Here is a 26,107-nt window from a genome sequence, read left to right as displayed (position 1 = left end):
TTCTAGGGCAGTATGCCGTAAAAAAGATATTTTTCTGGAAATTAAACTTGGGATTGCTTAGCTAGAAACATAGTTCTAACCAACTTGTAATTGGTAAGCACGAAAATTCTCAGAATAAACACAGCATATTTCTCTATGAAATTTTATGTTAGCCATTTTGGCGTACAGTTCCTCAATCGAAGATTGAGGATTACATTTTTTTTTAAAGAATTGGGAGTGCGATAATAGTTTTGCTGCTCTAGCCGTTTCGACGTCTTGTTGTCTTATGTCTAATGTCTTGTGTCTAATGTCTAACCACCTTACTTCTCCTTCATCTTCACGTATTTATGTGAATAGCAATCAAAGCAGTCTTCTTGTAGGACAAGGGTGCTATCTTGTCGGTAAACAAATACCTTATGTGGGGCTTCATTGAGCAGCCAGCTGTCCTTGTTATTGAGCATGGACTTGGTCAAGGTGAGTTTATAGGGCAGGGTGGAAGTCAGTTCACCATTTTCGTAGTAGTACACGCTGTCTTTTGTTATTTGCAGATGCTTGATTTCGCGGGTAGATTCGGGTGTTTTCGTGATTCCGGCAAATCCGCCAGAGGTTTCAATCCATTGCCAATTCCCCATGATTTTTGGAGGTTTTGTGCTGCTGCCTTGGTTGCTTGCGCAGGCAGCCAAAAGGGGGATGAAATATATAAAATTGAGCTTTCTCATAGATTTTGTTTTTAGCCATACAGTCTAAAATAAGTAAACGGTAAAATATTTCAATTGTTTTGATTAGATGGGATACCTCAATTTTTAGCTATGATTTGAACCTGAAAAATTATTTGATAAAAAACCCATTTTTCATTAATCTTTTGACTGTTTCGATTGTCATAAAACATATATTTACATTTATTAACTGTTTGATAAAAATTATGAAATCACATTCTATTAAAATCATTGCTTTTTCATTATTCGTATTTATTTCGTGCTCAAAAGAAAATAATATTCCAATACGGGAAGATGAAGAGCAGTATAAATTTGTTTCTATTGCTGTTGATGATAAAAATGATGAATTTTTGGTTGATGAGCTTAATGCAGACCAGATTTATCCAGGAAGGATATTCAATTTAAAAAGTCAACAAAATGGATTTGACTTGGATTATTTTGATGCGTATAAAAAGCAACCAATAAGTTTCAGTATCTCCCAAATGAATCTTGCTTTCGAGAATGAAAAATTTGAAAGTTTCAAGCAGTTTCAGGACCTTATGATAGAAAATAAAGATAGAGCGGTAAAATATTTGGAATCAACTGCTGGTTCTGGACTATATTTTAATGATTTCAATATGTTTAAGGGCTATTTTGTTAATGTGAAGGAAAGAGATCTATTCTATAAGGAGATGTTGGGTTACAAAGACGTAAAGAACAGCGTATTTGGTTTTGACAAAAGTTTGACTGTAAATCCACGAATGGATTTACCTGATCAAAATGAATTGATCTTGCAATCTGATTATGACAAAATAAAAATCAACAATCCTGATCTGTATTATGTTAATTGGGTCTATTATGGTCTGGTTTCTTATTATGTCCTGCAATCAGACTTTCCTCAAGCGGAATTTGTTAATGCATATGAAAAATGCGTAAAGGATATTAAATTATCTGCTCAAGAAATGAAAGTTTTAGATGAAACAAGATTCGTTGTTTATCATCGTAATAGTGGCATGAAAGAAACGTTAATTGAGAAGGCGACAGGAGCTGAAAAAATCAATAGTTTATTTAAACGTTGGACAAAGATTAAAAAGGAAAGTATTTTGGAATTGAATTATCCATTATATTTTACAGCTGTAAAATTGGGTAGTTTCAGTAAATATTTTCAGGAGTATAAGTATGATTATATGATAAAGCAATTAGTTGTTAACTAATCCACATTTAGGATTAAAAAAAAGCTCCAATGATTATTCATTGGAGCTTTTTTATTGTTTTGTTATGTTTATTCGAACCAAGCCAAGACTTCGTCTTTTGTTGGCATGGCAACGTCTAATTTCATTTTCTTACGCATTCCGCCCAAGTCATTGAAAACTTTGTTTGGGTTAGCTTCTTTGAGAAGTTCAATGGTCGTGAATCCCATTTTTTGAAGTACGGGAACCCATGCTTCAGGAATTCCTTGTTCTACATAATCAGCTGTTGAAGCAACTTTAGCAACTTTTTCAGGACGCATCTGAGGGAAGAATAGCACTTCTTGGATCGAAGGGTTGTTGGTCAGGAACATGATCAATCTGTCCATTCCGATTCCTAGTCCTGAGGTAGGAGGCATACCGTATTCCAATGAACGCAAGAAATCCTGGTCAATGAACATGGCTTCGTCATCACCTTTCTCAGATAGTTTTAGTTGATGCTCGAAACGTTCTCTTTGATCAATAGGATCGTTAAGCTCAGAATATGCGTTGGCAATTTCCTTACCGCAGACCATCAGTTCAAAACGTTCTGTCAATTCTGGATTGTCTCTATGTTTTTTTGTCAATGGAGACATTTCGATAGGGTAGTCTGTGATAAATGTAGGCTGGATAAAGTTCCCTTCACATTTCTCTCCGAAGATTTCATCGATCAACTTTCCTTTACCCATCGTGTCATTTACATCGATTCCCATGCCTTTTGCTGCCTGGCGGATTTCATCCTCCGATTTTCCTGTGATATCAAAACCGGTGAACTGTTTGATAGCATCCGTCATGCTCACCCTAGGATAAGGCGCTTTGAAATCAACCTGATGCTCGCCAAATGTAGCTTCTGTAGTACCGTTTACCGCGATTGCACAGTGCTCTAATAGATTTTCTGTGAAATCCATCATCCAGTTGTAGTCTTTATAGGCTACATAGATTTCCATAGCGGTAAACTCCGGGTTATGTGTTCTGTCCATACCTTCATTTCTGAAGTTTTTGGAGAACTCATAGACTCCATCAAAACCTCCAACGATCAATCTTTTCAGATAAAGTTCATTGGCGATACGCAGATACAATGGGATATCCAATGCATTGTGATGGGTAATGAATGGACGTGCAGCCGCTCCACCAGGGATTGCCTGTAAGATCGGAGTCTCTACTTCCATATATCCAGCGTTGTTGAAGTATTCACGCATAGCGTTGAACAGCTTCGTACGCTTAACAAAAATCTCTTTATTATGGGAATTTACGATCAGGTCAACATAGCGCATTCTATAGCGTTGTTCTGGATCTGTAAAGGCATCAAAAGTCTTTCCGTCTGCTTCCTTAACGATAGGAAGAGGTCTCAAAGCTTTGGTAAGTACCTTTAAGGTTTGGACGTGGATACTGATTTCTCCCGTTTGGGTAGTGAACACAAAACCAGTGATACCAATGATATCACCGATATCCAATAACTTTTTGAATACGGTATTATATAAGGTCTTGTCTTCGTCAGGGCAGATGTCATCACGTTTTACGTAAGCTTGAATACGCCCGGTCGAATCTTGAAGTTCCAAGAATGAGGCACTCCCCATCACACGGCGACTCATGATACGTCCAGCAAAACTGATGCTTTTATAATTGATCTTATCTCTTTCGTAGTTTTCTAAAATATCTTCAGCCGTAGCATTTACTTTGAACTCTTCAGCTGGGAAGGGGTCAATGCCTAGGTCGATCAAGGCTTTCAGGTTTAGCCTTCTTTGTTGTTCTTGTTCAGATAATCCGATGCTCATTTTACGTACAACTTATAATGTTGTGCAAAAGTATGAAATTAGAACTATTTAATGATGCTTATGAAGAAAAAAGGCTTGTATTTGACGGGATTTGTTTACTTTTGTAATTCTGCTGATGAAAATCCTCGGAAATGTATTTGCTGATTCAAAGGCAAGTAGAACTTATTCACAGGTGTGGAAATGAATTTGTTTATGTTTTTTGTATTTGAATGAAAAATAAATTATCTTTGCACCTCAATTGTTGAATTATATAGTAATCATAAGATAAAATGAAAAAAGATTTGCATCCATCAAACTACAGATTAGTTGTATTTAAAGACATGTCTAATGACTACGCTTTCGTTACTAAATCTTGTGTTGATACAAAAGAAACTATTACTTGGGAAGATGGTAACGAGTACCCATTGGTAAAGTTAGAGATTTCTCACACATCACACCCATTCTACACTGGTAAGATGAAATTGGTTGATACAGCTGGACGTATTGATAAATTCCGTAGCCGTTACAACAAAAAGTAATATTCTTTACTATAAAGAAACTGATATTATCCCGATAAAGTTTATTTGTCGGGATTTTTTATGTACATTTATTTCATGTCGCTAACCATAGTTTTATTTGATAACGCGCACTGGCGTAAGCGTCTCTTTCCTTTTGCTTCAACCCGTCCGGTTGGCAATATCAGAACAGGTATTTGTACATTGAATGAAAAATGGGAGCATATTTTCCAATCTCCGGCAACTTATTTTACTGCTGATCATCTATCCGGAAAATATCCCTTTGAACATCAGGATTCTCCTGAATTTCTTTTTATCAGGGCCAATGTCCTGCCTTCTGAAAGCTTGGTCAAAGAATTGAAAGCAATGGAAAAAGGAGATGTGCTGGTCGATGAAACTTCATGGATCGCCATCAAGACCAGCGAACCTAGTCTGGACCTTGAAAACCTATTTGAAAATTACAATCCCATCAAGTCATCTTCTGAAATACACTGTTTAAGATTTCTGGAAGATATATTCCTTCAAAATAAATCCCAATTACTTTTCGACTATAATTTATTGACCGCTGGTCGCCAATCTGCTGCTATCAGTGAGACTAACATGGTGTTTGGTTCTTGGATATTTATTGAAGAGGGTGCTCAGGTGGAAGGAGTAAGTTTAAATAGCTTGGAAGGGCCTATTTATATAGGAAAGGATGCAAAGATTGAAGAAGGGGCGTTTTTGAAGGGTTATGTGGCTATTGGTGATGCTGCCAGGGTGAAGTCGGGAGCGAGGATATATCCAAATACCAGTATAGGTCCGGGAAGCACCGTTTGCGGAGAAATCAATAATACGGTGATCTGGGGAAACAGTGCCAAAGGACATGAAGGCTATTTAGGTTGCTCTGTGATCGGCGAAGGCTGCAACATAGGAGCCGGATCCTCCAATTCGAATCTGAAAAACAATTGGCAGTTTGTACGGTTGTTTGATTATGAGGATCTTAGCTACCGTGAAACCAGTGAATATAAATGTGGATTATTTATGGGTGACTATGCGATGTGTGCCATAAATTCTTCATTTACAACAGGGTCCGTAATTGGCGTCGGCTCACAGATTGCAATGTCAAAATTTATTCCCAAATTTGTGCCTGATTTCAGTTGGTTGACCGACAGAGAATCGACTGCTTATACTTTTGAGAAATTTATCAATATGATGGAGCGAAGGGAACAAATAACAGGTTCGGAAAGTCTGCAAAGCAATCTCTCCATTTTCAAATATATATTTGATGATGTCAAATACCTGCATGTGGAAAATCAATCTTAAACATATAATAAATACAAAACACTATGCGTAAAAATATTGTAGCTGGAAACTGGAAAATGAACATGGATTATGAGCAAGGAATTAGCTTGTTCTCAGAAATCGTGAATATGGTGAAGGACGAGGTGATTGGAAATCAAGAAGTCGTTGTATGTAGCCCGTTTATCCATTTGGCAGCAATTTCTAAATTAAGTGCTTCTACCAAGAATGTATCTATCGGTGCTCAAAACATCAATGAACACGAATCTGGTGCTTATACTGGTGAGATCTCTGCATCGCAGGTGAAATCTACTGGTGCAGAATACGTGATTTTGGGACACTCTGAACGCCGTGCTTATTTTGGTGAAACAGATGAGCTTTTGGCAGAGAAAGTTGATGCCGCACTTAAGCATAATCTTAAGCCTATTTTCTGTATCGGTGAAACTAAGGATGAGCGTGAGTCGGGTTCTTATTTTGATGTGATCAAAACACAATTGAGCAAAGCCTTGTTCCACTTAGATGCAGAAGCTTTTAAAAACATCGTTTTGGCCTATGAGCCGGTTTGGGCAATCGGAACTGGATTGACAGCTAGCCCTGAGCAAGCTCAAGAAGTCCATGCTTTTATCCGTAAAACCTTAGCTGATCAGTTTGGTCAAGAGGTTGCTGACAATACTAGCATTCTTTATGGTGGTAGTGCCAATCCATCAAACGCACAGAGCCTATTCTCTCAGCCTGATATCGACGGTGGATTGATCGGTGGTGCATCATTGAAATCACGTGATTTCTTGCAAATTATTAACGTTTTTAACGCTTAAAATATGAAGTATACAGCAGTTGCTTTTACATCCTCCAATATTGAGGAATGGCAAAAGGATTTGCTTATAGCTGAATTGGCAAACCTTGGTTTTGATACTTTCGAGGATCAAGACCAAGGTTTTGTTGCTTATATTCCAGCTGCCAACCTGGATATCCAGGCTCTTGAGACTGTTTTGGTCGCCGAAACAGAAGGCTATGACATTTCCTATGTGGTGAAAGAATTGGAGAACAAGAACTGGAACCAAGTTTGGGAAAGCAATTTTAGTCCTATTGTAGTCGATGATCAATGTTATGTTCGGGCTACTTTCCATGAGGATAAGCCTGAATATCCGTATCAGATCATCATTGATCCGAAAATGTCTTTCGGAACAGGCCATCATCAAACTACCTCCATGATGCTTTCGTACATCTTGGAAAACGATTTTGATGGCAAGGCTGTTTTAGATATGGGCTGCGGAACTGGGATCTTGGCGATCCTGGCTTCTAAAAGAGGGGCATCGAATATTCTTGCCGTTGATTTTGACCCCATCTGTGTGGAAAGTGTCTTGGAAAACAAGCTGCTGAACCATGTAGACAATATTGAAGCTAAATTGGGCTCTAAAGAGGCAATAGAAGGCAAGAAATTTAATACCATATTGGCAAACATCAATAGGAACATCTTGTTGGATCAATTTGATGTATATTTTGCTGACCTTGAAAATCCTGGAGAGTTGTACATCTCCGGTTTTTATGATGGTGAGGATTTAGAAATCTTAAAGAACAAAGCTGAAAGCTTAGGTTTTCAATTTGTAGAAAAAAAAGTGCTGGATACCTGGTGTGCAGCCAAATTCATTAAAGCAAACTAAATGCGCATTCATTTTATTGCCATAGGCGGAAGTATCATGCATAATTTAGCTATTAATTTAGCTGAACAAGGCCATCAAGTAACGGGTTCTGATGATCAAATCGTAGAGCCTTCGAAATCTCAGCTTCGTGAAGCTGGTTTGTTGCCGAAAGAGCTTGGTTGGTTCCCGGAAAAGATTACAGAAGATATTGATGCTGTAATTTTGGGGATGCATGCCGATGAAAACAATCCTGAACTACAAAAAGCTAAGGATTTAGGGATCAGGATCTACTCTTTCCCTGAATTTGTCTATGAACAGAGTGCCGAGAAAACACGTGTTGTCATCGCCGGTACGTATGGTAAAACAACCATTACCAGTATGATCATGCATGTCCTGAAAAAACTGGGACGGAATTTCGATTATCTGGTAGGGGCTCAGTTGGAAGGATTTGATGACCTTCTGCAATTGAATCCTGAAAATAATTTAATGATTATTGAAGGGGATGAGTATTATGCTTCAGCAGTTAATAAACAATCAAAATTCTTAAAATATAAGCCCAATATTGCCTTGATCAGTGGTATTGATTGGGATCACTTTAAAACCGTTATCACAGAAGAAGAATATTTTAAGCAGTTTGAGGACTTTATACGTACGATTGTACCTAAAGGCACGCTAATATATAACAAGGACGATAAAAACACCAGAGAAGTGGTCGAAAAGACCATGGATATCAAAATAAATCGCCATGGTTATAAATTGCCAGAGTATACCATTAACAAAGGCGTAACATACATCCATGTCGCCGATGAGAATATTCCCCTAAAGGTTTTCGGAAAACATAATCTATCCAATATTGCTGGGGCTTTCACGGTTTGTGAGTGGCTAGGAGTGAAGCGAGATGAGTTTTATGGCGCAATCCAGGATTTTAAGAGCTCAATCCGGTACCTTGAGTTTGTCGCCAGCCAGAACGGAAGTGTAGTATATCAGGACTTTGCACACACGCCAAGTAAACTGCGGTCCAGTATCCATGCCGTTAAGGAACAATTCCCGAATCAGGCATTGGTAACTGTCATTGAATTAAATGCATACGACAGTCTTGACTCTGAGTTTATTACGGAATACGCAAATTCGATGAATGAATCGGATTTCGCTGTCGTATTCGTTAATACATCACTTATAAAGGAAAAAAATATTGCTTTAGATAACTTAATTTGGCGTTTAACTGAAGCTTTTAACCATCCTTCCTTCCATGTGATCACGCAAATGTCTGATTTAGAGGATTTTTTGGAGACTTTTAAGTCTAATGGGTATAATTTGCTGTTTATGAGTTCAAACAACTACAATGGAGTAAATATGAGTAGTTTTGCAGATAAATTTTTGAGAAATTTTTAACATTCTTTCTGAATTTTTTTAAAATTTTAATAATGGGATTTTGAAATTTACTTTATTTGTTTAAATTTGATAATTACTTAATAAATAAATATTTTACATTTTACCCATGAATGCATTAGGAAAAAAAATTAGATTACTTAGACATCAAAAAGGATGGAGTCAGGAGGATGTAGCAAAAAGGCTAGATATTTCGATTCCCGCTTTTTCTAAGATTGAAACTGGAATTACTGATGTCAATTTATCGAGATTAAACCAAATTTCTAAATTGTTTGGATTATCTCTTGTACAATTGTTGTCTACTTCAGACCCTGAAGAAGACAAACAAATTCAGAATGAAGTAAACGAGCTTCAAAAACGTCTTCAAGCACGTGAAGTAGAAGTTATCGATTTGCAAAAAAAGGTAATTGACTTATACGAACAATTACATAAGAAATAACAAAATTATTTCTAAAGGAAAAAGCCTTGTACATTGCGTGCTAGGCTTTTTTTTATTTTCAGTGAAAAAATATTAAACAAAAAAAATGCGCAATTTTACTTGCGCATTCCTATTGTTAAATCATAAAGTCTCTTATTATCCTAAATATGATTTTAGGATCTTGCTTCTAGAGGTGTGTCTCAGACGCTGTAACGCCTTGTCTTTAATTTGACGCACACGCTCTCTAGTCAAGCTGAATTTCTCTCCAATCTCTTCCAATGACAATTGATGGTTTGATCCTAATCCGAAGAACAATACAATGATTTCTCTTTCGCGCTCTGTTAAAGTAGCCAACGATCTTTTGATTTCTTCCGATAAAGACTCATCGATTAATGAACTGTCAGTGTCAGGGTCGCTGTTTTCCAAAACGTCCAATAGGGTGTTTTCTTCACCTTGTACAAATGGTGCATCCATAGATACGTGACGTCCAGAATTACTTAATGTATCCGAAACTTTGTCAACCGTGGTTTCCAAAATATCCGCTAATTCTTCTGGAGATGGTTCACGCTCATATTCTTGCTCCAATTTTGAAAAGGCCTTGCTGATTTTGCTTAAGGACCCTACTTGGTTCAATGGTAAACGAACGATACGAGATTGCTCAGCAATTGCCTGTAAAATTGATTGACGAATCCACCAAACTGCATAAGAAATAAACTTAAACCCTTTTGTCTCATCGAATCTCTTTGCTGCTTTTATTAAGCCTAAGTTCCCTTCGTTGATCAAGTCCCCTAAGGTCAAACCTTGATTCTGGTATTGTTTTGCAACGGATACTACGAAACGTAAGTTGGTTTTTGTTAATTTCTCCAAAGCAACCTGATCGCCTTCACGAATTCTTTGAGCTAGAATAACCTCTTCTTCTGCCGAAATTAAATCTACCTTGCCGATTTCATGCAAATACTTGTCTAGTGATTGCGATTCACGGTTGGTGATGGATTGTGTAATTTTGAGCTGTCTCATCTAAATAAATAAACCTTTCTTTTCTGAAATGTTTGCAAACATAACGAATTTATCCCAATTATTTCTAATCTTATTGTAATTTATTAACTCATTATGAGTTAGTTATCTGTGGTGAGTTGATGTTATACTAACATCAAAAATCATTCCAAAAACCTGTCAATCTCGCCGATTTACAAGTATTTAACACACATTTAACTAATTTTTCTTGCGTATTTCATTTTCCTTTTTCTCGTTATAAAACAAATCGAAACATGAATTGTTTTCATCAATAATATTATTCAAAAGCAAAAATAGATCTGTTATGCCTATAATTGTTCATTTAGACGAAATCATGTCTCAGAGAAAAATGTCTCTGAATGAATTGAGCGCAAAAGTTGGTATCACACTTTCCAACCTTTCCATAATTAAAAACCAAAAGGCTAAAGCAATACGAATCAGTACGTTGGATGCGATTTGCAAAGCCTTAGACTGTCAGCCTGGTGATATTTTTAAGTATGTAGAAGATTAATCTGTCAATTTGTCCAAGCGAAAGCCCCTAAGAAAATCACTAACTAACATTCTCTTCTTTCCTTCAATTTGTACTTCAGTAAGTTTTAGATAACCGTCTCCAGTTGCAAATTTCAAACTCGTTTTTCCATCCGATAGGTAAGAACCAGGTAAATCATTGTGTCCCGTAATTTCTTTTTCAGCCGAATAAATCTTTAAGACCTTGCCATCTAAGTGGGTAAATGCCGCTGGATATGGACTGAGTCCCCTGATTAAATTATAAATTTCTTCCGTACTTTTATTCCAGTCGATCAGGCAATCCTCTTTAAAGATTTTAGGAGCATGCTTTAATTCTGAATTCTCCCCTAAATCATCCTGTGGGATTGGGTTGATGTTGCCTGTTTTTATGGCATTTACGGTTTTTATCAGTAATTCTGCTCCAGCAACCATCAATTTGTCATGAAGGTCTCCGGCATTATCGGTGTCGGAAATAGGGACTTCTGTCGAATATAGGATGTTCCCAGTATCAATTTCATGCTGCAATAAGAAGGTCGTGACACCTGAACTTTTTTCACCGTTAATAATTGCGTGATTAATTGGAGCTGCTCCGCGATAATTTGGCAGTAGTGAGGCGTGTACATTGATTGTTCCCTTTGCGGGCATGTTCCAGACCAATTCAGGTAACATTCTGAAAGCAACCACCACTTGCAAATCTGCACGGTAGGATTTTAATTCTTCCAAAAATGTGGGGTCTTTTAATTTTTGCGGCTGAAGCACAGGGATGTTTTGTGATACCGCAAATTGCTTTACAGCGGATTCATGGATTTTCTGGCCTCTTCCTGCAGGCTTATCAGGACCCGTAACTACTGCAACCACTTCTTCGCCCGCATCGATCAATGCTTTCAACGAAGCAACTGCAAAGTCTGGGGTGCCCATAAATATAATACGCATATATGAATAAATTACCTTAAGGATGCTAAGACATCCTTATTGTTGGACGACAAATTTTATTAACTTTGCGAAGTTACAAATTTAATTTAAGCTTGAATTTTCCATATTTCTTAGCCAAGAGGATCACACTTGAAGGAAACCGTACGTTTTCCAAATTAATCGTGCGCGTCACTATTGGGGCTTTGGCCTTGGCTATTATGGCTATTATTCTTGCTGTAGCAATCCTTAATGGATTCAAAAGCGAAATTACGGAAAAACAAAGGGGCTTTTTTGGTGATATCATTATCCTCAAGAATGAACAAAATGACTCCTATGTCAATTCCCCAATTTCAATGGACGAAAAGCAATTAGCTCGAATCAAACAAAATCCCAATGTTTTAGAGGTTTATCCTTTTGCTACCAAGGCCGGTATCATGAATGTGAAGGGGGAGGTTGAAGGAGTCCTGATGAAAGGGATCGATAAAGACTATGACCAAGACTTTCTGTCCAAAACAATCCTTGAAGGCGATACCATAAACTTTTCTGCCGAAGATGCCGATAATCAACTCTTGATTTCTTCCTTGATGGCCAATAGGCTCCATCTGAAAGTTGGTGAAAGCTTTATCATGTACTTCATCCAAGAGCCGGTGAGGAAACGGAAATTTGTTGTCAAAGGAATCTTCTCCACCAACTCCGAGGAACTTGATAAAATTTATGTGATCGGTTCGCTTCCCTTGATCAGAAGGTTGAACAATCTCGAGGATCATCAAGCTGGTGGTTATGAAGTCCGTGTTAGGGACTTTAACCAACTCTTTAAAACTACAGATGAGCTAAACAATAATTTGGGGGTAAGTCTATATGCTACCAATGTTGTCATGCAAATGCAGGATATTTTCAATTGGCTGAATATGCTCGACATGAACGACAATATTATTTTTGTTCTGATGGTGGTGGTGGCAGTCATCAACATGATCTCAGCATTATTGATCTCCATTTTGGAAAGATCACCGATGATAGGGATGCTTAAGGCATTAGGGATGAGAAACACAAAGATCAGGACTGTATTTCTGTACAATTCATTATACCTGATCGGTTACGGACTTGTCCTTGGCAATCTGGTAGCCTTAGGTTTATACGCATTCCAGACCAGTACGCATTTTTTCAAGCTCGATCCAAGTATCTATTATGTTTCCTTTGTGCCCATGGAAATATCATGGATGGCAGTTTTATGGCTAAATGTTTCACTCATTGGCATTGCCTTGGTCACTTTGTTTATTCCATCCATGTTGATCTCGCGGATATCACCGATTAAGACCATACAATTCAAGTAACATTCTTGCCAAATTACTGGCCCTAATCATTATTTACCTTAATTTTCATTATCTTTCCGATGAAAACAATCTCAGTTTTCAATTGTATTGACTTACAGAAATAATTATATGAGCGACAAAATTTTTGACCACTTAATCCACGCGTTCGAAGCACCACTAACTAATCCGGTGCTTATATTTTCTCTAGTACTCTTCATTATTTTATTGTCACCCATATTACTGAGACCCATCAAAGTCCCAGGTATTATAGGACTGATTATCTCAGGGATGATCATTGGCCCGCATGGACTGAACTGGTTGGAAAAGAATTCCGCTGTAGACCTTTTTTCTACCATTGGATTACTTTACATCATGTTTATTGCAGGTTTGGAGCTAGACATGAACGAATTCAAAAAGACCAAGCACAAGTCTGCCATGTTCGGTCTTTTCACCTTTATTATCCCAATTTCCATTGGATTTCCGGTCTGTTATTATGTCTTGGACTATAGCCTGCTCACCAGTATTTTGATTGCGAGCATGTTTGCCACCCATACTTTGGTTTCTTATCCTATTGTTAACCGTTACGGTATTTCGAAGAACGAGGCCGTTGCTATTACCATTGGGGGAACCATCTTAACGGATACCGCGGTGTTGATCATTTTGGCTGTCATCAAAGGTGCTTCACAGGGTGATATCAACAATGAATTCTGGGTAACCCTAGGTATTTCCTTTGCGATTTTCCTATTTATCATGTTCGGCGTCATTCCAAAAATTGCGAAATGGTTCTTTGAAAAGGTGGAAAGTGAAAAAACTGGACATTATATTTTCGTGCTTACCGTGGTGTTCTTTGCTGCTTTCCTTGCCGAGATGGCAAACCTTGAACCCATCATCGGAGCATTCGTTGCCGGATTGGCATTAAATAAACTGATTCCCCATTCATCCGCTCTGATGAACCGGATCGAATTTATTGGTAACGCAATATTTATCCCATTCTTCTTGATTTCCGTAGGGATGATCGTCGATATTGGTGTGATTACCAATAGCTCGGGATTGACTGTGTTTTATGTAGCCGGTGCATTGACCTTGGTAGGTATCGTAGGTAAGTTCTTGGCAGCTACGGCGACCCAATGGGCTTTCAAATATTCTACCAACGAGAGGAACCTGATCTTTGGCTTAAGTAATGCCCATGCGGCTGCGACTTTGGCTATTATTATGGTCGGATATAATAATGATATTATTGATGAGAATGTCCTGAACGGTACGATTATGCTGATTCTTGTCAGCTGTATCATAGCATCTATAGTCACTGAAAATGCTTCCAAGAAAATTGTATTGGAAGGAAGACAGCATGAAGAACATATCGAGCATGTGGAAGAGCATGACGAGCAGATCGTCATCCCTATTGCGAACCTGAATAATATGGAAGCCATCCTAGATTTTGCCACCTTGGTCAAATCAAAGAAATCTCCGCATCCATTGAATATCCTAAGTGTCGTGCCTAATGATGAATTGGCCGAGAGAAACCTGCATCAAGCTAGGCAGAACCTGGATAAAATGGCGAGATACGCCTCAGGTTCAGAAACGGAGGTCGAATTGCAGACCAAGGTCGATTTCAATATTGCAAATGGGATCAGTAGGGCATCCAAAGAAGCTTTTGCAGACTGTCTAATCTTAGGTTGGCCAAGTGCAACGAGCTTTGTTGAAAAGATCGTAGGTGAAAAAACCGAAAGTATCCTGAACCGAACAGACTCTACCTTGATGATGTGCAGGATCGAGAAACCGTTCATTACCAATAAGTCCATCACCGTTTTCGTTCCGCCATTAGCTGAATCTGAAGTAGGATTCGCTTATTGGATGGAGAAAATGACCAAGTTGGCATCCGAATTGACCCTGCCTATTACCTTCGTATGTAATCATAGAAGTCATCAGGCCATCATCCAGATGCTGGATTCCCTGAAATCTAGTGTTCCTGCAACTTTTGAACACTATGAAGATTGGGACAACATCTATGGATTGGCAACATTTAGCAATGCCGACTCGATGTTAGTCTTTGTTTCTGCTAGATATGGTGATGTTTCCTATCGAGATTCATTGGACGGACTTGCAAAGAGAGTAGGGAAGTACTATAAAAATCAGAACTTACTATTAATCTTTCCTTCTCGTCTTGAGGACCAACATATTGATGAATACGAAGATATCCAAACTGCGCCGATCTTTAGAAGGATCAGCCGTGAAATTGGGAATATGTTTAGTAAAGATAAATAACAATAAATCAGATTATTATGTCAAATAAGATCAGTATAGATTCAACAGGTAAATTATTAGTTCCCGATCAGGTTACCATACCTTTTATTATCGGCGATGGAATCGGTCCTGATATTTGGAAAGCTTCAGTAAGGGTTTTTGATGCAGCAGTTCAAAAGCTATATGCTGGAAAGCGTAAAATAAATTGGAAAGAGGTCCTTGCTGGAGAAAAAGCTTTCAATGAAACCGGAAGCTGGTTGCCAGAAGAAACCTTGGATGTTTTCAAGGAATACTTGGTAGGGATCAAAGGACCATTAACCACTCCAATTGGAGGAGGTATTCGTTCCTTGAATGTAGCATTGAGAAAAGAGTTAGATCTATATGTCTGCCAACGCCCCACAAAATGGTATGAAGGCGTTCCTTCGCCGGTAAAACATCCCGAAAAAGTGGACATGGTAGTTTTCAGGGAGAATACAGAGGATATCTATGCAGGAATTGAATTTGCAGCGGGTACCGCTGAATCCAAAAGAATCCAAGATTTTCTAAAGAATGACTTAAACGTCGATTACAACTTCAGCAACAGTACTGGGGTAGGATTGAAGTTTGTCTCTGAAGAAGGATCAAAGCGACTTATCCGTGCGGCAATTGAGTTTGCATTGGCAGAAGGACGTAAATCCGTAACGCTGGTCCATAAAGGCAATATCATGAAATATACTGAAGGGGCCTTTAAAAACTGGGGTTATGAATTGGCAGAAAAAGAGTTTTCCGACAAAGTCTATACTTGGAACCAATGGGAACAGACCAAGGCTAAGGATGGTCAGGATGCTGCAAATGCGGAGCAGAAAGCAGCTGAACAAGCCGGTAAACTGATCATCAAAGATATTATTGCCGATAACTTCCTTCAGCAGATCCTGTTGGCACCACAAGATTATGATGTGATTGCCACCCTGAACCTGAACGGAGATTATATTTCAGATGCTTTGGCTGCCATGGTAGGAGGAATTGGAATTGCCCCCGGAGCGAATATTAATTTCAAGACCGGCCATGCCATCTTTGAAGCGACACATGGTACTGCACCAAGGTTCGCAAATACCAATACCATGAATCCTTCATCTGTAATCCTTAGTGGGGTTATGATGCTGGAATACATGGGCTGGATAGAAGCTGCAGATGCCATTGTTGTTGCATTGGCAAAAACCATCAAGGATAAAACGGTTACCGTAGATTTCTATAACTTGATGGAAGGAGCAACACTTCTCAAAACATCGGAATTCGCAGATAAGATCATCGAAAAGATTTAATACTTTGCATTTCATGCATAAAAGCTGAACTTTACAAGGTTCAGCTTTTTTTGAACCATTATTTATGCAAAAATCAGATATCCCAAATTTTATCAGCTCTTCAGGCGTCTTCAATGTGCAGGAACTTGAACAATTGGCCAGTATTGAAGCAATCCCCACGGACGGAGAAATCGACAGCTTCAAATACGAACCCGAAATCCAGGAACTATTAAACGCCTTTATCGGCGATGAAAGCACCCGCATAACACACCAACTCCTCAAAGCCAAAGAATTCCTTAATCAAGGAAGGGTAGAAGAGGCATGGAAACTTATGCTGCTATAAAATAGAAAAGAGTGGAAGGATTCCACTCTTTTCTATTTTATAGCAGCAGTATCGAGATATGAGATTTGAGTATTGAGATATTAACCGTGTCAACTATATCTATAAAATAGACATAAGACATAAGACATAAGACATAAGACATTAAAACAAAGACATGTTTCAATCCCTGTGTCGTCTTAAATTTCCGGTTTCTATCTCATATATCTCACATCTCAAATCTCTGTACTATATCTCAAACCTATCAGCATTCATCACTTTGGTCCATGCTTTCACAAAATCCCTAACGAATTTCTCTTGTGCATCAGCACTTGCATAAACCTCAGCTACGACGCGGAGCTCAGAGTTGGATCCAAAGACTAGATCGGCTCTAGTTCCTGTCCATTTCGGTTGGCCAGTCTTGCGGTCCGTACCAATGTATAGCTCTTTGTCCTCAGATGCTGCTTTCCAGGAAGTATTCATGTCAAGCAAGTTTACCAAGAAGTCGTTGGTCAATTGACCTGGACGATCAGTGAAAACACCATCTTTAGAACCGTCGAAATTAGTATCCAATACACGCATACCTGCTAAAAGAACGGTTAATTCAGGAGCTGTAAGATTCAATAATTGAGCTTTGTCGATCAATAATTCTTCAGTACTTGAAGTGTATTTTCTTTTCTTGTAATTTCTGAAACCATCAGCGATAGGCTCTAAGAACCCTACAGATTCCACGTCGGTCTCCTCTTGCGAAGCATCCATACGACCTGGAGTAAATGGAACTTTAACTTCGTTTCCAGCATCTTTAGCTGCTTTTTCAATCCCTGCATTACCCGCAATAACAATCAAATCCGCAATGGTCAGCTTCTTGCCTGTGGTTTGTGCTTGGTTGAATTGGTCTTTTATATTTTCCAATACGCCCAATACCTTATTCAATTGCGCTGGATTGTTTACTGCCCAGTCCTTTTGAGGCGCTAAACGAACACGTGCACCATTGGCACCTCCGCGTTTGTCAGAACCACGGAAAGTGGAGGCTGATGCCCAAGCTGTGGAAACTAATTCAGAAACACTTAAACCTGAAGATAATACCTTGTTTTTAAGGTCTTCTACATCCGCTTCGTTAACCGTTTCATGGTTAAGTTCAGGAATTGGATCCTGCCATAGGAATTCTTCAGCAGGTACATCCGGGCCTAGATAGCGGGAGCGTGGCCCCATATCCCTATGGGTCAACTTAAACCATGCTTTTGCAAATGCATCAGCAAATTCATCTGGATTTTCTAAAAACCTACGTGATATTTTTTCGTAAGCAGGATCAACCCTCAAGGAAAGATCCGTCGTTAACATCGTTGGCTTACGTTTTTTATTAGGATCAAATGGATCAGGAATAACATCATCAGCATCTTTTGCCACCCATTGGAATGCACCGGCAGGACTTTTGGTCAATTCCCACTCATACCCAAATAGGTTTTCAAAGAAATTATTACTCCATTGTGTCGGCGTTTCTGTCCAGATTACTTCCAGGCCAGAAGTGATAGCATCTGCACCAACTCCTGAATTATAGGTGCTTTTCCAACCTAAACCTTGATCTTCTAAACCTGCAGCTTCCGGTTCCTTGCCTACATGGTCCGCTGGACCGGCACCATGGGTTTTTCCGAATGAGTGACCACCTGCAATAAGCGCTATGGTTTCTTCATCGTTCATCGCCATACGGCCAAAGGTATCACGGATATCTTTCGCAGCCAATAGCGGGTCAGGATTACCATCTGGACCTTCTGGGTTTACATAGATCAATCCCATTTGAACTGCCGCCAATGGATTCTCCAGATCCCTGGAATGCACATCGCCATCCGCTTTTTCTTCCCCCGATAGCACACCATGGTCTTTATCTACGATTCCTTCTGAACCATGCGAATATCTTACATCGCCACCTAACCAAGTATCCTCAGATCCCCAGTATACATCCTCATCGGGTTCAAAGGCATCCACACGACCACCTGCGAAACCAATGGTCTTAAATCCCATAGATTCCAAGGCTATATTTCCGGTCAGTACCAATAAGTCTGCCCAAGAAAGTCTCTTGCCGTATTTTTGTTTGATTGGCCACAATAATCTCCTTGCTTTATCCAAGCTCACGTTGTCTGGCCAGCTGTTCAAAGGAGCAAATCGCTGCTGTCCTGTTCCAGCACCACCGCGACCGTCACCTACTCTATAGGTACCCGCTGAGTGCCATGCCATACGTATGAATAAACCACCGTAATGACCAAAGTCGGCAGGCCACCAATCCTGCGAATCGGTCATCAAAGCATGAAGATCCTGTTTTACTGCCTCTAGATCCAATTTCTTGAATTCCTCAGCATAATCAAAATCTGGATCCATCGGATCAGATAGATTTGAATGCTGACGCAATAAACTAACCTTTAATTTTTTGGGCCACCAATCTGAAATTGTGGTTCCTCCGCCCGCAACCGTCAAATTCTGTTTAGCACTTCCATTATGAAATGGGCATTTGCTGATGTCATTTCCATTTTCCATATCTCTGAATTTATTTTCTATATAATATTTAAGTTAAATCGTATTTAATTGAACATCAAGGTGCATAGGCATAAATTCTTTGCCTCCTGCTTTAAATTTAACTAAAGATAGATAAATAAAACCTAAGATTATCATGCGTCTTGATAGATTTTATCTATGTAACATCAATGAAAAAATTAATAGTTTGAGAGGAATTTTAATATAGTTAAACTTTGGAAAACGCACTTAGGAAACGCTCAAGAGGATCAGATAAGATAGAGGTCTCAGGTACAATAGAAGGTCTAAGGTAAGGATAGAAGATCAGGCAAGAGTAGAGCTATCAGGTTTAAAAATTAGTTAATACTCCATTGCAAAATCAAAATATAATAAGCGCTTTTTCGTTATTTTATATGGTATTTCAATGACAGTATGATAAGCCCCGATTAATATTGCTCTATATAACTAAATTAAATGCTATGAAAAAGAAACCAATTGTTATAGTTCTTGTCACTATTCTCTTGATTCCCAATTTACCTGTAATCAATAAGTATGTCGCTCATCGATTGGATGAGGGGCATTTCAGATATGCTAACTTAGATGGGTCGTATACAACGACACAGCATTTTTCATTTAAAAGCCCAGCGTTTTCAATGTTTGGCTTTAAACAATTTATAAAAGAAACATCTCCAGCCAAAGAAAATCAAAAGCTGTATCGACTGTACAAAATTAATCCGCTATGTTTTTGGAGGTGGAACAATTATCTAAAAAACTCTATACATTTTGAATATAAGGATTGGGAAAATATCGAAAAGAACAGGCAAAAGAAGGGGATAGCTACCAACTCGACCTGGCAAAAATTCTAGCATCTTACATAAACAATATGAGGAATAAGAATAGCAGGTTCAGGTCTAAATACTAAGTACTAAATACTGTTATACTAAAAAAGCCGCTATAAGCGGCTTTTTTCTGTACCTAGGGCGGGAATCGAACCCGCACTCCCTTAACGGGAACAGGATTTTAAGTCCTGCGTGTCTACCAGTTCCACCACCTAGGCAACTGAGCGAAAGACGAGATTCGAACTCGCGACCCCAACCTTGGCAAGGTTGTGCTCTACCAACTGAGCTACTTTCGCTTGACGTGGTGCAAATATAGAGAGAAAATTGAAATCCTAAAATTATTTTTTCAAAAATATTTCATTAATCCCCCAATCCATTGTCTTTCAGTATCTCTAAGATCAAATTATTTTCATACCCTCGGCCCAAGGCATATTGATAGAGTTTATTTCTATGTTTATAGGAGTCTGACTCTTTAATTAAGGCCGATTTCTTCACCAAGATCGACCTCAATTTCTCAAAATAATCGTTCGGGTCGATCTCCTTCATCGCAATCTTGATCAAGGGAGCTGAAACCTGTTTCAATTTCAATCCCTGCATGATCTTGATGCGGCCCCAACCTTTTATCCTAAACTTCCCCAGGACATAGGCCTTCGCAAAACGCTCCTCATTGAGGAAATTATTTTCAATCAGGTAGCTGATAATATTTTCAACATCCTTACTATGTAAACCCCATTGGTATAATTTGTCACGAACTTCCTGTTGTGATCGCTCTTGATAGGCACAATAGGATTCGGCTTTCCGCTTGGCTTCCAGGGGAGTATAGGTTCTCTGTTTTTTAATAGGCTCATCCATAATGCAAATCTTCAAAAAATGATGAACTTTTAAAAAAAATGATGAACTTCGTTCTTTATTTGCAGAATCATGTATACTATTAAATTTATTTGCGAGGAATTAAATATAAAACCTTTGATATCAAATGATTTAACGTCTAAAATCAGCGAACTAGTATACGATAGCCGTAAGGTAAACAATCCTGATGAATCTCTATTCTTTGCCCTAAAAGCCACTCGTGATGGTCATGATTTTATTCCAGATGCCTATAAGAAAGGGATCCGTAACTTCGTTGTCTCCCATTCCGTAGCCTTTCTGGAGGATAAAAACGATGTCAATATCATTCAGGTCGATCATGTATTGCATTTTATGCAAGAACTGGTTTCATACCATAGAAGGCAATTCCATTACCCGATAATTGGAATTACCGGCAGTAATGGTAAATCTATAGTCAAAGCTTGGTTATTTCAGCTGTTGATTCCAGAAAAGAAAGTTTACCAAAGTCCCAAAAGCTATAATTCCCAACTTGGGGTCGCATTATCCTTATGGAACTTGGGACCACAATATGATCTTGCCCTAATTGAAGCTGGAATCAGTGAACCTGGTGAAATGTCCAGCTTACAACAGATGATACAACCTAATATTGGAATTTTCACTAATATTGGAGTGGCGCATTCCCAGAATTTCTCAAGCAAGCAAGAGAAATTAAAGGAAAAAATGAAACTTTTTTCCGAGGTGGAAACCTTAGTCGCCGGATCTGAATATATCGAAAGAGAAGATATCGATCCCAAAATCCGCTTGGTAACCTGGGGAAGAACGGATATGGATCAGATCCAATTGATCCATGAAGAGACCCATAGCCAACTCAGTAAACTAAAGATCAGGATAGGTGAGGTTATCTGCATATGCCAGGTTCCTTTTACCGACCGCGCATCCATCGAAAACATAATGAGCTGTATAGCTTGCATGTATTTTATGGGTTACGATCCAGAGACCATCGTCGAAAGGATCCAAAACCTTAAGCCACTTGAAATGCGGCTGCAATTAAAGAAAGGGATCAATAATAGTTCGATTATCGATGATTCCTATTCCAATGACCTCGCATCTTTAAAGATTTCCCTGGAGTTTTTAAATCAACAGAACCAACACAGCAGCAAATCGCTAATCCTTTCTGAAATGGAAGGATTGGCTGAAAGTGAAAAATTACAGCAAAAACTGATTGCCTTGCTGAATTCTTCCCAACTCCAAAAGTTCATTTGGGTTGGTAACAGATACCCATGGTTTAAGGATATTGAAATAGATCTCATAAAGGACTATTCCAGTACTGAAGAATTTCTGGACCATTTGGCCGAATTGGATCTCAGTAATGAAAGTATCCTGATCAAGGGTGCGCGAAAATATCAATTCGAACGTGTAGTACAAAGGTTGGCCTTAAGGTCTCATGGGACGGTTCTTGAGATCAATTTGAATGCAATTTCAAACAACCTGATGTTATATCGCTCATTGATCCCTAAGAACGTCAAGCTTATGGCCATGGTAAAGGCTTTCTCTTATGGCAGTGGAAGTTTTGAAGTGGCAAATCTCTTGCAATTCAGCAAGGTCGATTACCTGACCGTTGCCTTTGCAGATGAAGGCGTAGAATTAAGGACTGCTGGCATCGCTTTGCCAATCATGGTCTTAAGCCCAGATCGCGACACCTTCCAATCCTTGATCCAGCATAATCTTGAACCCGAAGTCTACAGTATGGATTTTCTGGATGAGTTTTTAGAATTCCTGAAGGAACAGAATATCAGTGATTTCAAGATTCACCTGAAATTGGATACCGGAATGCACAGGCTTGGCTTCTTTCCTTCAGAGATTCCCGCAGTGCTGGAAAAACTCAAAGGTCAAAATCAGGTCAAAGTGCAGTCGTTCTTTACCCATTTAGTGGCATCAGGCGATCCAGGCCAAGATCCCTTTACCGAATCACAGATCTCAACCTATCTAGCTGCAGCAAAGCAATTAGAAAGTGGGTTGGGCTATACCTTTATAAAACACGTAGCCAATACTTCAGCGATTGTCCGTTGGCCAAAGGCCCATTTGGATATGGTCCGTTTGGGCATAGGGCTTTACGGTGTGGATATGGATAAGAATTTGCCTACCCTTGAACAGGTCAGTAGTCTCAAGACTACCGTGACCCAGATCAAGAATTTACCGGCAGGGGAGACCGTTGGTTATGACCGAAAAGGAGTTCTATCAAGGGACAGTAAAATCGCTACGGTAAAAATCGGTTATGCGGATGGTTATTCCCGCCGATTTGGTAATTCAGTTGGAAAAATGCAAATTAATGGTTTCCTTGCACCCACAGTCGGCAATATCTGTATGGATATGTGCATGTTGGATGTTACCGGACAAAATGTTCAGGTAGGAGATGAGGTCCTGGTCTTTCCAAGCATAGTGCAAGCAGCCTCCGATATCGGTACGATTCCATATGAACTGCTGGTCAATATTTCAAGTCGAGTAAAACGAGTCTATTATTACGAGTAAAATGATAACTAAATTTTTTCAACAATTCTTTTATTACCTCATTAAAGGAACACTGGTCGTAGCACCTGTTGCCGGAGCGATTTTCGTGATCGTTTGGTTGGTGGCGACATTGGATGGCGCATTAAATATTACAGAACATTTTTTGGTTGATGAAACCGGGAAACCGCTTTATATACCAGGATTAGGGATTGTCTCGGTCATTCTTTTATTGACATTGATAGGTTTTATTTTTACTACATTGGTTACTGCACCCATCCGGAATTGGTTGAGCAGGACGATCAGTAAGATTCCATTGTTCAATACCTTATATTCTTCCATCAAGGATTTTACGGAAGCCTTTGTGGGCGATGCCAAAAAATTCAATGAACCTGTTTTGGTTGAAGTAAACGAATTTGGCCTTAAAAAAATTGGTTTCTTGACCCAGAAAGATTTACATATCATCAACCTCCCTGGTGAAGTAATCGTTTATTTTCCTTATTCCTACTCCGTAGCCGGACAGGTCGTGGTTGTTTCCTCGGAGAAAGTGACCAAGTTGAATATTTCCGCTACTGATGCCATGAAATTAGTGGTTTCTGGAGGGGTAAGCGGTTTGGAAGGTAAAAAGGAGTCCAAGAAAGAACAGAATTAATAGAAAACCATGTTTTGGAAAAATAATTCAAAAAACATCAAGGAGCTGGAATACAAACTTTTGTATTCAGATGCTGAACTTAGTTTTTTGAATGCGCAGACCGAAAGGGAACTTTCGAAGTTGTATTACAATCAATCGACTGAGAATGGTATCCTGAAAAGCAAGTACCAGGAATACCAACAGGAGGTATTGGCCATTTCAAAAAACACCAAACACTCGGTAGATGAAGAAAGCAAATTGCTCTCAAAATTTATTGACTTGTATGCCGGACTTTCCAGTTCCGAACATTACCATATGGTAGATATAGCTATTGAAGATGTTGAGGCTAAAATACCAGCGTTGCTGCTTTTTCCGATTGTGCAGAATGCAATGATCAATGGATACAATAGCATGCAGAATTTTCCCATGAAACTAAAGTTAAAGGTAAAGGCACAGCAGCTAAGTCTAGAGGTCAGTAACCGCGTAAACCATTACCTAAGCAATCAGGCTGATGATCCTAGGGTCAAGCAATTGGAAAGTAGGTTGTTCTTGGAGTATGCAGATGATTACAATCTCTTTATCAATAGCAATTCCAATCTTTTTAAAATTACCCTACTGATAAAGCTTAAAAGAGACTGATAACATTTACTCATACAAAAAAGAGCAATCAATCTGATTGCTCTTTTTAAGTTAAATTAATCTGTATATATCGAAGTTTTAGTCTCTTTTACAATTGGCTGTCCAAGTTTCTCCTTCATCTGTAGTGTATCCAATTGTCAACTGATCAGCATCAATGGAAATCAGTCCAAGTTTTCCGTCTTCTAAGAACAGTTTATTGTTATCCCCTTTTTGCATCTTAACATTCAAGATATCTGGAATGTCACTATCAAAGATAAAGGAGTAATTAGAACCACCAACTTTGGTGACTGTTACTTTACCATCTGTTGAAGGTACGTTTTTCTCACTATCGTTTTTGTTAACATAACTGATTTTTCCTTTGTATTCATCCACAAATATGTCGTTATCTGCCGGATCATCGTCCTTTGAACATGCAGAAACTGCGAACAATACCACAAACAATAGACTCAGTAATTTCATTGATTTTTTCATAGTGCAAATTATTTTATCGTTTTTCTATAGTTTATCGCTACACTATGTCCAAAGGATATGCCAAGCAGGTCGCAACATAGCTGTTACAACATTATTTTAACATAATTTTAACATTCCTTAACCTAATGTTTCAAATAGGTTTAATTGGGGATTTTGTTGCTTTTTGAAGTGTGAGAGGTCATATTCAAACATACTTTGGTTCAATTTATTCTTCTTGCAATGAAGTCTGAAACTATCTCGGATAATTTCAGCAATCTGTCCTGTACCTCTCATCCTGTTTCCAAATTCACTATCATTTACTTTACCGTTATGGCATGCCTGAATGCTGTGCCAAATCTTATTGGCACGATCTGGATAGGCTTTGTTCAGCCATTCTTCAAAGATCTTTGAAATTTCACCATTTAAGCGGACCACGGTATATCCTGCCCATTGTGCACCTGCAGCAGCAGCTGCTTTTAATACCTTGGGTATTTCATGGTCAGTAAGGCCAGGTATGACCGGAGCGCACATGATTCCCACAGGGATGCCATTGCTCGAAAGGGTTTCGATCACTTTGAGCCGTTGTTGGGCAGTAGCCGTCCGAGGTTCCATTTTTGAACGGGTCTCCTTGGTCAAGGAATTGATGGAAACAAAGACCATACAGAGGTTTTTCTGCGCCATCTCCATTAAGATGTCCAGATCACGCAATACTAGGCTGTTTTTGGTAATGATCCCTACAGGTTGACCATGTTCCAGCGAAATTTTTAAGATAGCTCTGGTGAGCTTAAACTTGCGCTCTAAGGGTTGGTAACAATCTGTGTTGCCAGAAAGTGAAATAGGGGTTCCGTCCCAATTCTTTCGGGTTATAAAATCACGGTACAGTTTTGGGCTGTTGGACTTGACTAAAATCTTGCTTTCAAAATCTAGTCCAGCACTGTAGCCCCAATATTGATGGGAGTTTCTTGCATAGCAATAAATGCAACCATGTTCACAGCCCTGATATGGATTGGCGGAATATTCCATCCCCACATCAGGACTGCTTACCTTGTTGACTATGGTCTTCGGGTGGATGATGGTAAACTGGGTATTCGGAATATCCTGTTCCCAATCATCGATCCCTTCTGTATGATCTTGTGTATAACTAAGCTTAGAAAATACATTGTGTATATTCTTTTGCGCACCTCTCCCTGAAATAAATCCATTTTCCATCTCACCAATATTTTTACTAAA

General features: G+C 38.9%; 24 protein-coding genes and 2 tRNA genes. 16 read left to right on the top strand and 10 right to left on the bottom strand.

What is annotated here, in order from left to right:
- Positions 1 to 299 precede the first annotated feature (299 nt).
- Complete coding sequence (locus NLF99_RS06745; RefSeq protein ID WP_254527288.1) at positions 300 to 698, bottom strand: hypothetical protein; 399 nt, start codon at positions 696 to 698, stop codon at positions 300 to 302.
- A gap of 203 nt (positions 699 to 901) precedes the next feature.
- On the opposite strand from NLF99_RS06745, the gene NLF99_RS06740 reads away from it, so the two are divergent.
- Positions 902 to 1,888, top strand: a complete 987-nt coding sequence (locus NLF99_RS06740; RefSeq protein ID WP_254527287.1) for a hypothetical protein — start codon at positions 902 to 904, stop codon at positions 1,886 to 1,888.
- 68 nt (positions 1,889 to 1,956) lie between these two features.
- Here the strand turns inward: NLF99_RS06740 and lysS are convergent, their stop codons facing one another.
- Positions 1,957 to 3,675 (bottom strand): lysine--tRNA ligase, encoded by a 1,719-nt coding sequence (lysS, locus tag NLF99_RS06735; RefSeq protein WP_185212242.1) that lies wholly within the window; start codon positions 3,673 to 3,675, stop codon positions 1,957 to 1,959.
- A gap of 269 nt (positions 3,676 to 3,944) precedes the next feature.
- Between lysS and NLF99_RS06730 the strand changes: the two genes are divergently transcribed.
- The 6 genes from NLF99_RS06730 to NLF99_RS06705 all read left to right on the top strand — a co-directional run bounded on the left by NLF99_RS06730 (position 3,945) and on the right by NLF99_RS06705 (position 8,915).
- Complete coding sequence (locus NLF99_RS06730; RefSeq protein WP_093096812.1) at positions 3,945 to 4,193, top strand: type B 50S ribosomal protein L31; 249 nt, start codon at positions 3,945 to 3,947, stop codon at positions 4,191 to 4,193.
- 75 nt (positions 4,194 to 4,268) lie between these two features.
- Positions 4,269 to 5,471, top strand: coding sequence for a putative sugar nucleotidyl transferase (locus NLF99_RS06725; protein ID WP_254527286.1), 1,203 nt, complete (start codon positions 4,269 to 4,271; stop codon positions 5,469 to 5,471).
- A gap of 23 nt (positions 5,472 to 5,494) precedes the next feature.
- Positions 5,495 to 6,262: a triose-phosphate isomerase gene (gene tpiA / locus NLF99_RS06720; RefSeq protein WP_254527285.1), complete on the top strand. Its 768-nt coding sequence runs from the start codon at positions 5,495 to 5,497 to the stop codon at positions 6,260 to 6,262.
- Between the two features lie 3 nt (positions 6,263 to 6,265).
- The gene (gene prmA, locus NLF99_RS06715; protein WP_254527284.1) at positions 6,266 to 7,108 is read left to right on the top strand and encodes a 50S ribosomal protein L11 methyltransferase; all 843 of its coding nucleotides are present in this window, start codon (positions 6,266 to 6,268) and stop codon (positions 7,106 to 7,108) included.
- Positions 7,109 to 8,479, top strand: coding sequence for a UDP-N-acetylmuramate--L-alanine ligase (locus NLF99_RS06710; RefSeq protein ID WP_185212238.1), 1,371 nt, complete (start codon positions 7,109 to 7,111; stop codon positions 8,477 to 8,479). It begins immediately after the preceding gene.
- Between the two features lie 106 nt (positions 8,480 to 8,585).
- On the top strand, positions 8,586 to 8,915 hold the full coding sequence (locus NLF99_RS06705; protein ID WP_093096800.1) for a helix-turn-helix domain-containing protein: 330 nt from the start codon (positions 8,586 to 8,588) through the stop codon (positions 8,913 to 8,915).
- 135 nt (positions 8,916 to 9,050) lie between these two features.
- Here NLF99_RS06705 and NLF99_RS06700 read toward each other — a convergent pair whose 3' ends face one another.
- Positions 9,051 to 9,911 (bottom strand): RNA polymerase sigma factor RpoD/SigA, encoded by an 861-nt coding sequence (locus tag NLF99_RS06700; protein WP_093096797.1) that lies wholly within the window; start codon positions 9,909 to 9,911, stop codon positions 9,051 to 9,053.
- A 301-nt stretch (positions 9,912 to 10,212) separates the two neighbouring features.
- Between NLF99_RS06700 and NLF99_RS06695 the strand changes: the two genes are divergently transcribed.
- Positions 10,213 to 10,419 (top strand): helix-turn-helix transcriptional regulator, encoded by a 207-nt coding sequence (locus NLF99_RS06695; protein ID WP_093096784.1) that lies wholly within the window; start codon positions 10,213 to 10,215, stop codon positions 10,417 to 10,419.
- Here the strand turns inward: NLF99_RS06695 and fmt are convergent.
- Positions 10,416 to 11,348: a methionyl-tRNA formyltransferase gene (gene fmt / locus NLF99_RS06690; protein WP_254527283.1), complete on the bottom strand. Its 933-nt coding sequence runs from the start codon at positions 11,346 to 11,348 to the stop codon at positions 10,416 to 10,418. The two genes, NLF99_RS06695 and fmt, sit on opposite strands and share 4 nt — an antisense overlap.
- 92 nt (positions 11,349 to 11,440) lie before the next feature.
- On the opposite strand from fmt, the gene NLF99_RS06685 reads away from it, so the two are divergent.
- From NLF99_RS06685 to NLF99_RS06670, 4 genes are all read left to right on the top strand, one after another.
- On the top strand, positions 11,441 to 12,658 hold the full coding sequence (locus NLF99_RS06685; protein ID WP_254527282.1) for an ABC transporter permease: 1,218 nt from the start codon (positions 11,441 to 11,443) through the stop codon (positions 12,656 to 12,658).
- Positions 12,659 to 12,766: 108 nt separating this feature from the next.
- The gene (locus tag NLF99_RS06680; protein ID WP_254527281.1) at positions 12,767 to 14,902 is read left to right on the top strand and encodes a cation:proton antiporter; all 2,136 of its coding nucleotides are present in this window, start codon (positions 12,767 to 12,769) and stop codon (positions 14,900 to 14,902) included.
- A 17-nt stretch (positions 14,903 to 14,919) separates the two neighbouring features.
- Positions 14,920 to 16,182 carry an NADP-dependent isocitrate dehydrogenase gene (gene icd / locus NLF99_RS06675; protein WP_254527280.1) on the top strand — a complete coding sequence of 421 codons (1,263 nt, stop codon included), beginning with the start codon at positions 14,920 to 14,922 and terminating at the stop codon, positions 16,180 to 16,182.
- A 64-nt stretch (positions 16,183 to 16,246) separates the two neighbouring features.
- The gene (locus NLF99_RS06670) at positions 16,247 to 16,504 is read left to right on the top strand and encodes a hypothetical protein (RefSeq protein ID WP_254527279.1); all 258 of its coding nucleotides are present in this window, start codon (positions 16,247 to 16,249) and stop codon (positions 16,502 to 16,504) included.
- 225 nt (positions 16,505 to 16,729) lie between these two features.
- Here the strand turns inward: NLF99_RS06670 and katG are convergent, their stop codons facing one another.
- Positions 16,730 to 19,009, bottom strand: coding sequence for a catalase/peroxidase HPI (katG, locus tag NLF99_RS06665; RefSeq protein WP_254527278.1), 2,280 nt, complete (start codon positions 19,007 to 19,009; stop codon positions 16,730 to 16,732).
- A 455-nt stretch (positions 19,010 to 19,464) separates the two neighbouring features.
- Here katG and NLF99_RS06660 point away from each other — a divergent pair, with 455 nt between their 5' ends.
- Complete coding sequence (locus tag NLF99_RS06660) at positions 19,465 to 19,851, top strand: hypothetical protein (protein WP_254527277.1); 387 nt, start codon at positions 19,465 to 19,467, stop codon at positions 19,849 to 19,851.
- Between the two features lie 106 nt (positions 19,852 to 19,957).
- On the opposite strand, the gene NLF99_RS06655 is transcribed toward NLF99_RS06660, so the two are convergent.
- The 3 genes from NLF99_RS06655 to NLF99_RS06645 all read right to left on the bottom strand — a co-directional run bounded on the left by NLF99_RS06655 (position 19,958) and on the right by NLF99_RS06645 (position 20,676).
- Positions 19,958 to 20,042 (bottom strand) — tRNA-Leu (locus tag NLF99_RS06655).
- 5 nt (positions 20,043 to 20,047) lie between these two features.
- Positions 20,048 to 20,120, bottom strand: a tRNA-Gly gene (locus NLF99_RS06650).
- 64 nt (positions 20,121 to 20,184) lie between these two features.
- On the bottom strand, positions 20,185 to 20,676 hold the full coding sequence (locus NLF99_RS06645; RefSeq protein ID WP_254527276.1) for a regulatory protein RecX: 492 nt from the start codon (positions 20,674 to 20,676) through the stop codon (positions 20,185 to 20,187).
- 69 nt (positions 20,677 to 20,745) lie between these two features.
- Between NLF99_RS06645 and NLF99_RS06640 the strand changes: the two genes are divergently transcribed.
- Genes NLF99_RS06640 through NLF99_RS06630 form a run of 3 tightly spaced genes read left to right on the top strand, consistent with a single transcriptional unit; the run spans position 20,746 to position 24,427 of the window.
- Positions 20,746 to 23,181 carry a bifunctional UDP-N-acetylmuramoyl-tripeptide:D-alanyl-D-alanine ligase/alanine racemase gene (locus NLF99_RS06640; protein ID WP_254527275.1) on the top strand — a complete coding sequence of 812 codons (2,436 nt, stop codon included), beginning with the start codon at positions 20,746 to 20,748 and terminating at the stop codon, positions 23,179 to 23,181.
- 1 nt (position 23,182) lies between these two features.
- Positions 23,183 to 23,809 (top strand): DUF502 domain-containing protein, encoded by a 627-nt coding sequence (locus tag NLF99_RS06635; RefSeq protein WP_254527274.1) that lies wholly within the window; start codon positions 23,183 to 23,185, stop codon positions 23,807 to 23,809.
- Positions 23,810 to 23,818: 9 nt separating this feature from the next.
- Complete coding sequence (locus NLF99_RS06630) at positions 23,819 to 24,427, top strand: hypothetical protein (protein ID WP_254527273.1); 609 nt, start codon at positions 23,819 to 23,821, stop codon at positions 24,425 to 24,427.
- A 78-nt stretch (positions 24,428 to 24,505) separates the two neighbouring features.
- Here the strand turns inward: NLF99_RS06630 and NLF99_RS06625 are convergent, their stop codons facing one another.
- Positions 24,506 to 24,898 carry a hypothetical protein gene (locus NLF99_RS06625; RefSeq protein WP_254527272.1) on the bottom strand — a complete coding sequence of 131 codons (393 nt, stop codon included), beginning with the start codon at positions 24,896 to 24,898 and terminating at the stop codon, positions 24,506 to 24,508.
- Between the two features lie 117 nt (positions 24,899 to 25,015).
- Positions 25,016 to 26,086: a PA0069 family radical SAM protein gene (locus tag NLF99_RS06620; protein WP_254527271.1), complete on the bottom strand. Its 1,071-nt coding sequence runs from the start codon at positions 26,084 to 26,086 to the stop codon at positions 25,016 to 25,018.
- Between the last annotated feature and the right edge of the window lie 21 nt (positions 26,087 to 26,107).

Origin of the sequence: Sphingobacterium sp. LZ11T8, assembly GCF_024261425.1 — a bacterium.
Classification (GTDB): Bacteria; Bacteroidota; Bacteroidia; order Sphingobacteriales; family Sphingobacteriaceae; genus Sphingobacterium.
Note: the sequence above shows the minus strand (reverse complement) of the source record. Positions and strands in the feature narration are given on the sequence as shown.

Excerpts from the sequence above, each read along its gene's own strand:
- NLF99_RS06745 (WP_254527288.1), bottom strand. The coding sequence starts at position 698 with ATGAGAAAGCTCAATTTTATATATTTCATCCCCCTTTTGGCTGCCTGC.
- NLF99_RS06740 (WP_254527287.1), top strand. The coding sequence starts at position 902 with ATGAAATCACATTCTATTAAAATCATTGCTTTTTCATTATTCGTATTT.
- lysS (WP_185212242.1), bottom strand. The coding sequence starts at position 3,675 with ATGAGCATCGGATTATCTGAACAAGAACAACAAAGAAGGCTAAACCTG.
- NLF99_RS06730 (WP_093096812.1), top strand. The coding sequence starts at position 3,945 with ATGAAAAAAGATTTGCATCCATCAAACTACAGATTAGTTGTATTTAAA.
- NLF99_RS06725 (WP_254527286.1), top strand. The coding sequence starts at position 4,269 with ATGTCGCTAACCATAGTTTTATTTGATAACGCGCACTGGCGTAAGCGT.
- tpiA (WP_254527285.1), top strand. The coding sequence starts at position 5,495 with ATGCGTAAAAATATTGTAGCTGGAAACTGGAAAATGAACATGGATTAT.
- prmA (WP_254527284.1), top strand. The coding sequence starts at position 6,266 with ATGAAGTATACAGCAGTTGCTTTTACATCCTCCAATATTGAGGAATGG.
- NLF99_RS06710 (WP_185212238.1), top strand. The coding sequence starts at position 7,109 with ATGCGCATTCATTTTATTGCCATAGGCGGAAGTATCATGCATAATTTA.
- NLF99_RS06705 (WP_093096800.1), top strand. The coding sequence starts at position 8,586 with ATGAATGCATTAGGAAAAAAAATTAGATTACTTAGACATCAAAAAGGA.
- NLF99_RS06700 (WP_093096797.1), bottom strand. The coding sequence starts at position 9,911 with ATGAGACAGCTCAAAATTACACAATCCATCACCAACCGTGAATCGCAA.
- NLF99_RS06695 (WP_093096784.1), top strand. The coding sequence starts at position 10,213 with ATGCCTATAATTGTTCATTTAGACGAAATCATGTCTCAGAGAAAAATG.
- fmt (WP_254527283.1), bottom strand. The coding sequence starts at position 11,348 with ATGCGTATTATATTTATGGGCACCCCAGACTTTGCAGTTGCTTCGTTG.
- NLF99_RS06680 (WP_254527281.1), top strand. The coding sequence starts at position 12,767 with ATGAGCGACAAAATTTTTGACCACTTAATCCACGCGTTCGAAGCACCA.
- icd (WP_254527280.1), top strand. The coding sequence starts at position 14,920 with ATGTCAAATAAGATCAGTATAGATTCAACAGGTAAATTATTAGTTCCC.
- NLF99_RS06670 (WP_254527279.1), top strand. The coding sequence starts at position 16,247 with ATGCAAAAATCAGATATCCCAAATTTTATCAGCTCTTCAGGCGTCTTC.
- katG (WP_254527278.1), bottom strand. The coding sequence starts at position 19,009 with ATGGAAAATGGAAATGACATCAGCAAATGCCCATTTCATAATGGAAGT.
- NLF99_RS06660 (WP_254527277.1), top strand. The coding sequence starts at position 19,465 with ATGAAAAAGAAACCAATTGTTATAGTTCTTGTCACTATTCTCTTGATT.
- NLF99_RS06645 (WP_254527276.1), bottom strand. The coding sequence starts at position 20,676 with ATGGATGAGCCTATTAAAAAACAGAGAACCTATACTCCCCTGGAAGCC.
- NLF99_RS06640 (WP_254527275.1), top strand. The coding sequence starts at position 20,746 with ATGTATACTATTAAATTTATTTGCGAGGAATTAAATATAAAACCTTTG.
- NLF99_RS06635 (WP_254527274.1), top strand. The coding sequence starts at position 23,183 with ATGATAACTAAATTTTTTCAACAATTCTTTTATTACCTCATTAAAGGA.
- NLF99_RS06630 (WP_254527273.1), top strand. The coding sequence starts at position 23,819 with ATGTTTTGGAAAAATAATTCAAAAAACATCAAGGAGCTGGAATACAAA.
- NLF99_RS06625 (WP_254527272.1), bottom strand. The coding sequence starts at position 24,898 with ATGAAAAAATCAATGAAATTACTGAGTCTATTGTTTGTGGTATTGTTC.
- NLF99_RS06620 (WP_254527271.1), bottom strand. The coding sequence starts at position 26,086 with ATGGAAAATGGATTTATTTCAGGGAGAGGTGCGCAAAAGAATATACAC.